The organism is Neobacillus drentensis, from assembly GCF_036965645.1.
Taxonomy (GTDB): domain Bacteria; phylum Bacillota; class Bacilli; order Bacillales; family Cytobacillaceae; genus Neobacillus; species Neobacillus drentensis_D.
On the sequence record NZ_JBALPZ010000125.1, the window covers coordinates 21,158 to 29,814 of the forward strand.

Below are 8,657 nucleotides of genomic sequence, written 5' to 3' on the forward strand. Positions count from 1 at the left end.
ATTAAGAAAGAAGATGTTGTCCAAGAAATACTAGAAAAAATAAAACAAAGGAAGTACTTTCTTGCAAAGGACATCAAAGGAGATTGCTGGATTAATAGTTCCTTAATTCGTTATATCCGCGTAAAGGAAAAGAAACGGCTTAAATATAATCTTATCCATACGTAGTAACTGATAAACGCCTCTAAAAATCAACCTTGAGTAGCCTAATAATAGGGGAGAGAAGAAGAATGTCTGAAGAAAACTATCAATCTCGTGAAGAAAGAAAACGAATCGAAAGGGAAAGACAGAATGAACAAAGGAGTAATCGAATCCCGAAAAAAGCTTCCTTGTTAAAGAAAGTATTAATTGTCTGTCTGGTGCTTGGACTCGTGTCAACTGGAGCTGGAGCGATTACGTTCGCTTCCATGATTAAAGATGTACCTGAATTAGATGCTTCTAAACTGGTAGATCCGCTCTCAACGAAATTTTATGATAAAAATGGAAATTTCTTATATGAATATGGGAAGGAAAAGCGAACAAAAATCACGTATGAACAAGTTCCAAAAGTGCTCGAACATGCGTTTATTGCTACGGAAGATTCTCACTTTTATGAACATCATGGAATCGACATTAAAAGGACGGCCAAGGCTATTCTAGTCAACTTAACAGGAGATTTCGGATCACAAGGCGGTAGTACCATTACGCAGCAGGTGATTAAGAACTCTTTTTTAACTCCACAAAAAACATTAAAACGAAAAATACAAGAATGGGACTTGGCGTATCAGTTAGAACAAAAATATTCTAAGCATGATATTTTAATGATGTACTTAAACAAAATTTACCTTGGAAACCGCTCCTACGGAGTAGCTGCAGCAGCGAAGAATTACTATGGGTTAGAGGCTGATGAGTTAAACAAATTAACGCTCGCACAGGCCGCAATGTTAGCCGGTCTGCCGCAGAGCCCGAATAATTACGATCCAACTAAGCCAGAGAATAAAGATGATGCCACGAAACGCCGTAATATAGTCTTAAGTTCGATGTTAAGAGATGGTTATATTACAGCGGAACAAATGAAGGACGCATCAAAAGTTCCCGTAACAGAGGGACTAGTAGAAAAAACCACACAACAAAGTATGCCTTACGAGGCATTTTTGGATGCAGTCGTGAAAGAGGTAAAGGGAAAACTGAAGGATGTGGACATCAGTACGGATGGGTTATCCATTTATACGACATTGGATCCAAAAGCACAGGATTATGCAGATAAGATGATGAACACCAATGAAGTCATTGCTTATCCAGATTCTAGTTTTCAGGGAGCTTTCGCCTTTTTAGATACAAAAACTGGGGAAATCAGAGCGATTGGAAGTGGTCGTAACGACTACAAAGCACAATTCCTAGGTAACAACTTTGCCGTCGATTTAAATCGCCAGCCAGGTTCTTCATTTAAGCCGATTTTTGATTATGGTCCTGCGATAGAAAAGTTAAAATGGTCCACTGCCCATTTAATCAATGATCAGGCGACCTTCTATTCAACCGGTCAGCCCATTTCAAACTGGGATCACCAATATCACGGATTACTGACGATTAGGACGGCACTTGAAAAATCATACAATATTCCTGCGCTCCTAACGCTTAGAGAGGTTGGACTCGATAAGTCCAAGGAATTTGCAGAGCAACTCGGCATTACATTTAAAAATGACCAAGTTTATGAATCTTATTCAATTGGCAGTAATACCGTCAATCCTGTAGAAATGGCAGGAGCGTATAGTGCGTTTGGAAATGATGGTGTCTACAATAAACCCCATTTTGTCCAAAAAGTTGTTTTTCCAAATGGCAAAGTCGTAAATTTTGCCGAAAAACCAAAAAGGGTTATGCAGGACTACACTGCCTATATGGTAACCGATATGTTACGATCCGTTGTAAATGAAGGGACAGGAACTACTGCAAATGTCCCCGGGCTAGATGTTGCCGGGAAAACAGGAACAACGAATTTTGATGCAAAAACTCGGGCGAAGTATGGTTATCCAAGTACGGCAACAAACGACAGCTGGTTTGCCGGGTATACACCACAATACACCATGGCAGTCTGGACTGGATATGCACAAAACGGCGCTGGAAACTACATGGCTGGTAATACAACAAAAATCGCTCAATATATGTTTAAAGCCATGATGGAATCTTTTGGAACAGACTCATCTAACTTTCAACAGCCAGACAGTGTTTACAGATACAATAATGAATTATATATAAAAGGAAACAATTCAGCAGAAGTCCCTGCAAAACCTAAACTCAACAAAGAAAAAGCAACAACTAAAAAAGTCGAAACTACCCAAAATGCCAAAGGGGAAAATAAGGCCAAGGGCAAAGCCAAAGGGAAATCTAAGGGGAAAAATAAAAAAGACGAGTGAAGCATGGGGACGGTTCTTGTGCTTCCATTAACACTTGAACTATCCCAAAATAATGGGCATTCCCCTTTAGTATTTCGTGTTCAATAAACATCACATAGAGTTTTATTTGAAAACCGGTACCAGACAATTTTTACAAATAATTAAAAAGAATTTCCAAGAGTTTATTATTAAATAAACTGACGAAACCTAATGAGATTAAAATTAAGCCAATAATCCAACTAATGGGCGCAGCTTCTTCGGTTAGGCCAAGATTCCAAAAGATTGATCCTAACAAGATAAATAAGATTCCAATCACCAAAACAACGAATGCTGCCAACAAAGTAAATCACCAACCTTTTTCACATCTTATTATTTTACTGCTCGTCAGTTGAATAATAGGATATAAGAGGGATTGGTGATTTTTTTTTGAAGAGGTTAACTAAATATGCTCATTTGAACAATGCTCCTGAGCTTCCTTCTAAACATTTGTATGGCGCTGCTTTAATAGGGAGGGGTTTTTCATTTATTAAAGGTGTTAATGTTGAAAAATGTCGAAATTTGAAGATAAATATTTTTATATTGTATCCGTTTTCAGTTGTTAATATATATTTATGCCTAAATATTTGAAATATTTACTCACTTACAACTACTATGAATAGTGTTGTATATTGCCTAAAACATTTGTTAGGAGGTTAATTTATGCAGCAAGTACACAACAGCGAAAAGTTAAATGAAAGGAAAGGAGATGAAGGAAATACAAAAACGGTTCGATTAAGTATTGAAATCCCAGAAAATATTAGAGAAAATTTCCGGGATGCAGTGGAAAAAAACGGAAAGTGTATGAAAGATGTACTTAAAATATACATGCAAAAATACATTTGGAAACAAAGCGAATTACAAAGAAATAGGCAAAAACGCCGTCAGAACATTTGATGAAAAAAAGGGAAAACCAAAGTGCCTTCCCACACGATGGTTTTCATACAAGGAATAATGTCACAAGTTTATTATAGTTTTAATGATAGTATCTCCCAAGTATTTTGTAAGATTATCTAACAAACTTTTTTTAGGTTTTCTAACCTTTATTGACCCTAGGTTTTTCGTCTTTCTTTGAATGTAATACATACAGGAAGGGGCAGACTTAACTAAAAGCCTGCCCCTTCCTGTATATATCCTATTTTTCTAACTTCCTTAAGGTTTGAATGACTTCATCAAATGCCTCGTTTTCGTCGTCTCCAGAAACTTCTAAAGTAATCTCTGCTTGCTTTGGAATGGCTAAAGATAAAACACCGAGTACTGACTTTACATTAACTGTTCTTCCGTTGTGGGTAAGAAAAATATCCGAATTAAATTGTGACGCAGCTTGAACTAGTTGATTGACCGGTTGGGCGTATAATCCTGCTTTGTTATTGATTTTCACTGTTTGTTGAATCATTGTAGCCTCCTTGGGTGCCTTTATAGAGTAAATTTGGTATGACATCTCCATTTTCTTATGTATGAAACAAAATCCTAAAAAATGCTTCCGATTCTCAAAGTTAAGCAAAATTTCTATGGGAGTCCTACTATCGTGGTAGAACAAGATTGATAGGATACTGAATAATAAAGTTTAAAAAGGCTCAAGTATCCTGAGCCTTTTCAAACTAGTTGTTTTATTACATTTCTATTCCTGCGATACCACATAAAGAGACCTGCACGGAAAGCATTATCAACGGCAATAGAGCCCCACACGGCTAGTAAACCAAAGTCAAGCCTCCAAGCGAATATATAAACACCCAGAGTGCGGATCAGCCATATGCCGATAATAGTGACAACCATTGGAAATTTGCTGTTTCCACTAGCTTGCACTACAGAAGTATCAACCGTAACTGAAGCAAGGAATGGCTGTGAAAGGGTATCTATGAACAAGACAATCATGATTAAATGAATAACCTGTTCATTAGTTGTAAAAAATCTTCCCGTCCAAGGGCTTGTACTAGCTAATATGGCTGTGATGACAGTCATAGAAATAGCGGATTGAAGGTAACTCCACTTCCGATATTCCTGTACATCTGACCAATTATTTCGACCGATTGATTGACCGATAAGAGTACTTGCGGCTACTGCAAAGCCGCCGCCGATCGTAGAGGAAAAGGTTGTAATCGTACCAGCTATATTATGCGCGGCATAGACGTCTGTTCCCATCCGGACAATAAATCCAAAATAAAGGACTTGGCCTAATCGCATGGATAACCTTTCAACCGTAGCAGGAACTGCAAAACGTATCATGCTGCGTGCTAATTTCCCGATAATCTTAAAATCATTTCTGTTTAAAGCAATGACAGGAATACGTTGGGATTTGATAACCAATCGAATAAATCCATATACTCTAGCAAGGACCATTGCAATTGCTGCCCCAGTCAAACCGAATCCATGCAAAGAGCCTGCTCCAAAAATAAAAAGGTAATCAAGAATGACATGGACGACATTCATCTCGATGCCGACACGAAGCGGGGTTTTGGTATCACCTATGGCTCGAAATGAAGCAGATTGAGCAGCGAATAAGGCTATAAATGGGGTTAATCCCAAAACTACTTTAAAGTAAGCTATAGCAGTGTTTCTAAGATGCTCGTCTGCACCTGTCAATTCTAATAATGGCTGAGCGAAAACCACTGATATAACAGAAAAAAGTAATCCAATAATAAAGGAAAGTAATAGTCCGTGAAAAATAACGGACTTACTTTCTTCAGTATTCTTTGCCCCAAAGGCTCTTGAAAGAAAGACGGATAGAGTGGCCGAGATCGCTGTAAAGACTCCAACATAGGTCAAACTATACATATTTGTTACACCAACTGCATTTATGGCTAAAAGACCTAGTCTTGCAATGAAAAAAGAATCTGCAACTCCTAGTAAACTTTGCAAATAAGATTCACCAATAGCAGGTAATGCCATACCTAAGACTTCTTTTGCCTTACCGGGAAGTTTCATGTTAATATTCCTCATATTTATATTTTAAAAGCTTTTTATATTTTCTCTTATTTGTAAGCAAATCGCTACTAATGTTTATTAACCCGTTGCGGCTTACTGTACAAATCGCCCCCGATTACAATAAAAATAATAATGGCTATTTGCAGTCATAGACATGGAATCCCTTTGGTTTCGTGTTTTTTTTTTTGCTGGAATTGAGCATGTGCATGTACCTGCAGCTAAAGTTTAAATAAAAAGTTTTTAATAAATACTGGAAAATGATTTTAATGTGTTATATAATTACTATTAATAAATAAAACTGTTATATAACAAAAAATGGACGGTAAAAATCTATCTATAATGGAAAAGGGGAATGGATATGATGAAAATTGATGCGATTGCACGGAGAATACTAGGTTGGAAGTTAAATAGATGGGATCGCTGGTATGATTATGAACAGGGGAAATTCATTCACGAGTCCGAGTTTCAGCCAGAGCGGAACATAGATCATGCCATGCTGATCGTTGAACGGTTAGAGGAGTTAGGTTTTGCGTATCAAATCAAAGGACTATCCAAGGTGTGCTTTAATGATATTTGTGCAACAGGGGATTCGTTAGCCCAAGCCATTACTAATGCTGCATACGAAATTGTAGAACGTCATTCCATTATGGATAGCACCAGGTTGTGGCAGAAATTATGCTAAATCAGCATCAATAGTATAGTAAGTACAAAAGTAACCCCCATCTTTAAGCAAAGAAGGGGGTTACTTTTTATCACTAATTATTTTTTGGGGTAGCGTATCGTAAAACAAACCTGTCCATCACGATTCTCCACCTGAATACTCCCGTTGTAAAATTGAACAATCTTTTGGGAGATATTTAAACCGAGCCCGAAGTTTCCCTTCGTACCTTTATAGAGTGTTTTGAAAATTTGATTCAGATCCCGATTAGGAATGAGTGGTCCATCATTTTTTATCTCAATTACCCATGAAGCACCCGAATCCAGTATAGATACCTGGATGGTGGTTACAGCATATCTGAGCTGATTTTCTAATATGTTTTCGATCGAAACCCGGATTCGGTCAGGATTACCTGCCATAATCGCAGGCTTTTTCTGGATATCCAATTGCCAGGATTGGTCCGGATTGACAGCTTGAAAATTAGCAACAAGATAGGAGAGAAGTTTATCAAGATAAACTTCTTCCTGTTCTTTTTCATTATCTAATACATAATCAAGCGTGTTTAAATACAAGACCTGTTTAATTTTTTTCACAAGCCTAATCGCTTCATTCTTAATAATTATTGCTGAGTTTTCCGGAGTATCTTCGTACATTCCATCGATAATTGCCTGGGCGTAACTCATAATCACCATAACAGGTGTTTTTAAGTCGTGTGAAATGCTTTGCAGGAATTTCTTTTCTTCTTCGTCAGCCAATCGAAGGGCATTTTTCATTTCCGTCATCGCATTAGCTAAGCGGCCGATTTCATCCTGATTGGCTAAAAAGAGGTCCTGATCCCATTCCTTATTGGCAATTTGTTTTGTGTATGTTTCCAATTGTTTAAGAGGTTTTGCAATATTATTTGCAATAAGTTTTGCAATGGGCAATGCACATAGAATAATTAAAAGTCCAATTAGAAAGATTTGAAGAGAGTCTTCATCATCATGTTGTTCTTGAAAGGATATTAAATAAATTTGATCTTTAACAAAACTAATTTCTATTTGATAATTCTTGTTATCAAAGGTTTCACTAATACTCTTATGACTCTTCCCGGCTATAGAATCATTTATTTCCCTCACTAGTGCCTTCGTCGAGACCTTTTTGACTACTGAAAGAGAGGTTATTTCACCTGTCTGTTTATTCAATAGAAAATGGCCCATTTGTTCCCGGCTGGCCATCTTCCCAATATTCGTATCCGATTTATGATCCATAACGGATTGTAATACAAGTTGGTGAGCAGATTGCAGGACATATCTCATTTTATCTTCATTGTGATTCCTTAGTATAAAGGTAAAGACAAGGGAAGTGATAAATACGATGATAAAAACAATAATGGAAATGATAAACCAAATTCTTAAGGTTAAGGATTTAAACTTCATCATTTACCTGCCAATTTATAGCCAAAACCGTAAATAGTTTCAATAACTATTCTGGCTAATTTTTTTCTCAATCTTCTAATCGTATCATCCACTACACGGTCCGAGCCGAAATAATGATCTCCCCACACTTTTTCAAGAATCTGCTCTCTTGTTACAACCGTATTGAGATTCTCAATAAAATAAAGGAGTAAGGTAAATTCTTTATTGGTTAAGATAATTTCTTGGTCACCATCAAAAACCGTTCGCTGTTTACGGTTAACTAAATAATTGTCTAATTGATGGGCAGTTGAGACTTCTGCTTTTTCACCAGACATCCGCTGGATTAATTTATTTGTGCGGATTATTAATTCCCTTGGTAAAAACGGCTTGGATAAATAGTCATCGCTGCCTAATTCTAATCCCACAACGCGATCCAGTTCTTGATTTCGTGCGGACATAAAAATAACAGGGGTTTTTGAATTGTACTCTTTAATATTTTTAATGAGCTGATAGCCATCAATATCGGGAAGCATGATATCTAAAATCCAAAGATCCGGCAGATCATGAATTTTTTGTATTGCTGACTCCCCATCAAAGAAGGATACTACCTGGTATCCCTCTTTTTCTAAATATTTTTTTAGTAATTGATTGAGATGTTCTTCATCTTCTACTAAATAGATTGTCGCCATTAAAACAACCACCTTTAACCTTCCTAATTTGCCGAAACGGTCTTTTTTCTTTTTCGTCTTCTTTCTACTGAATAGGTATAAAAAGCCATTGACCCTAGTACAGAAGAATAAAGAACGAGGTTCGGAACGCTTCCTGCAAGACCAATGACCGAAAATGATTCATCATGTCCTTTAAAGTCCTTATCACTGGTCGTTTGGGTCTGTTCAGTTTGTTTAGCCTTTATTTCATTTTTGAATTTCGCAAATCCGCTTTTCGAAGCATTAGTAAACATCGATGGTGCCATCGAAACCGCTTTAGGAACCTGAACCAACATGCAGACAGTTCCAATAATTAAAATAAGCCGTGACACTAATTTTCGAGAAGGTTTACGAAATGTAAACAGTTTAGACAACTTAGGAAAGTGACTGCCCATTTGCTTAATCCAATTCCAATGAAGCCCGATGTGAATCCCAACAATCACAAGCCCTAGAATGGAAGAAAAGATGTGGATGGGCATCCAGTTAACATTTGGAAAATATCTTAAATTTGGTAGAACGACCTTGGAAATAAATATACCACTAACCATAATAAAGAGCATATCAATCA

Annotated in this window: 8 protein-coding genes; 3 read left to right on the top strand and 5 right to left on the bottom strand. The window is 37.0% G+C overall.

What is annotated here, in order from left to right; translation table 11 throughout:
• Nucleotides 1-227 precede the first annotated feature (227 nt).
• Both V7266_RS21990 and V7266_RS21995 read left to right on the top strand, forming a co-directional pair.
• Nucleotides 228-2,387, top strand: coding sequence for a transglycosylase domain-containing protein (locus V7266_RS21990; protein ID WP_335470973.1), 2,160 nt, complete (start codon nucleotides 228-230; stop codon nucleotides 2,385-2,387).
• 678 nt (nucleotides 2,388-3,065) lie between these two features.
• Nucleotides 3,066-3,299 (top strand): hypothetical protein, encoded by a 234-nt coding sequence (locus V7266_RS21995; RefSeq protein ID WP_335470975.1) that lies wholly within the window; start codon nucleotides 3,066-3,068, stop codon nucleotides 3,297-3,299.
• A 238-nt stretch (nucleotides 3,300-3,537) separates the two neighbouring features.
• Here V7266_RS21995 and V7266_RS22000 read toward each other — a convergent pair whose 3' ends face one another.
• The gene (locus V7266_RS22000; protein ID WP_335470977.1) at nucleotides 3,538-3,798 is read right to left on the bottom strand and encodes an HPr family phosphocarrier protein; all 261 of its coding nucleotides are present in this window, start codon (nucleotides 3,796-3,798) and stop codon (nucleotides 3,538-3,540) included.
• A 200-nt stretch (nucleotides 3,799-3,998) separates the two neighbouring features.
• On the bottom strand, nucleotides 3,999-5,327 hold the full coding sequence (locus V7266_RS22005) for an MATE family efflux transporter (RefSeq protein WP_335470980.1): 1,329 nt from the start codon (nucleotides 5,325-5,327) through the stop codon (nucleotides 3,999-4,001).
• Nucleotides 5,328-5,685: 358 nt separating this feature from the next.
• Here V7266_RS22005 and V7266_RS22010 point away from each other — a divergent pair, with 358 nt between their 5' ends.
• Nucleotides 5,686-6,009, top strand: coding sequence for a BC1872 family protein (locus V7266_RS22010; protein ID WP_335470981.1), 324 nt, complete (start codon nucleotides 5,686-5,688; stop codon nucleotides 6,007-6,009).
• A 77-nt stretch (nucleotides 6,010-6,086) separates the two neighbouring features.
• Here the strand turns inward: V7266_RS22010 and V7266_RS22015 are convergent, their stop codons facing one another.
• From V7266_RS22015 to V7266_RS22025, 3 genes are all read right to left on the bottom strand, one after another.
• A complete protein-coding gene (locus tag V7266_RS22015) occupies nucleotides 6,087-7,403 on the bottom strand; it encodes a sensor histidine kinase (protein WP_335470983.1) in 1,317 nt (438 codons plus the stop codon).
• Entirely contained in the window at nucleotides 7,403-8,071 is a 669-nt protein-coding gene (locus V7266_RS22020) for a response regulator transcription factor (protein ID WP_335470986.1), read from the bottom strand. Before V7266_RS22020 ends, V7266_RS22015 begins: the two co-directional genes overlap by 1 nt.
• A 23-nt stretch (nucleotides 8,072-8,094) precedes the next feature.
• Nucleotides 8,095-8,657 (bottom strand): DUF4405 domain-containing protein (locus V7266_RS22025; RefSeq protein WP_335470988.1); only part of this gene is annotated, 563 nt, incomplete at its 5' end.

Coding starts and splice junctions, on each gene's coding strand:
- V7266_RS21990 (WP_335470973.1), top strand. CDS start 228: ATGTCTGAAGAAAACTATCAATCTCGTGAAGAAAGAAAACGAATCGAA.
- V7266_RS22020 (WP_335470986.1), bottom strand. CDS start 8,071: ATGGCGACAATCTATTTAGTAGAAGATGAAGAACATCTCAATCAATTA.
- V7266_RS22015 (WP_335470983.1), bottom strand. CDS start 7,403: ATGAAGTTTAAATCCTTAACCTTAAGAATTTGGTTTATCATTTCCATT.
- V7266_RS22005 (WP_335470980.1), bottom strand. CDS start 5,327: ATGAAACTTCCCGGTAAGGCAAAAGAAGTCTTAGGTATGGCATTACCT.
- V7266_RS22010 (WP_335470981.1), top strand. CDS start 5,686: ATGATGAAAATTGATGCGATTGCACGGAGAATACTAGGTTGGAAGTTA.
- V7266_RS22000 (WP_335470977.1), bottom strand. CDS start 3,798: ATGATTCAACAAACAGTGAAAATCAATAACAAAGCAGGATTATACGCC.
- V7266_RS21995 (WP_335470975.1), top strand. CDS start 3,066: ATGCAGCAAGTACACAACAGCGAAAAGTTAAATGAAAGGAAAGGAGAT.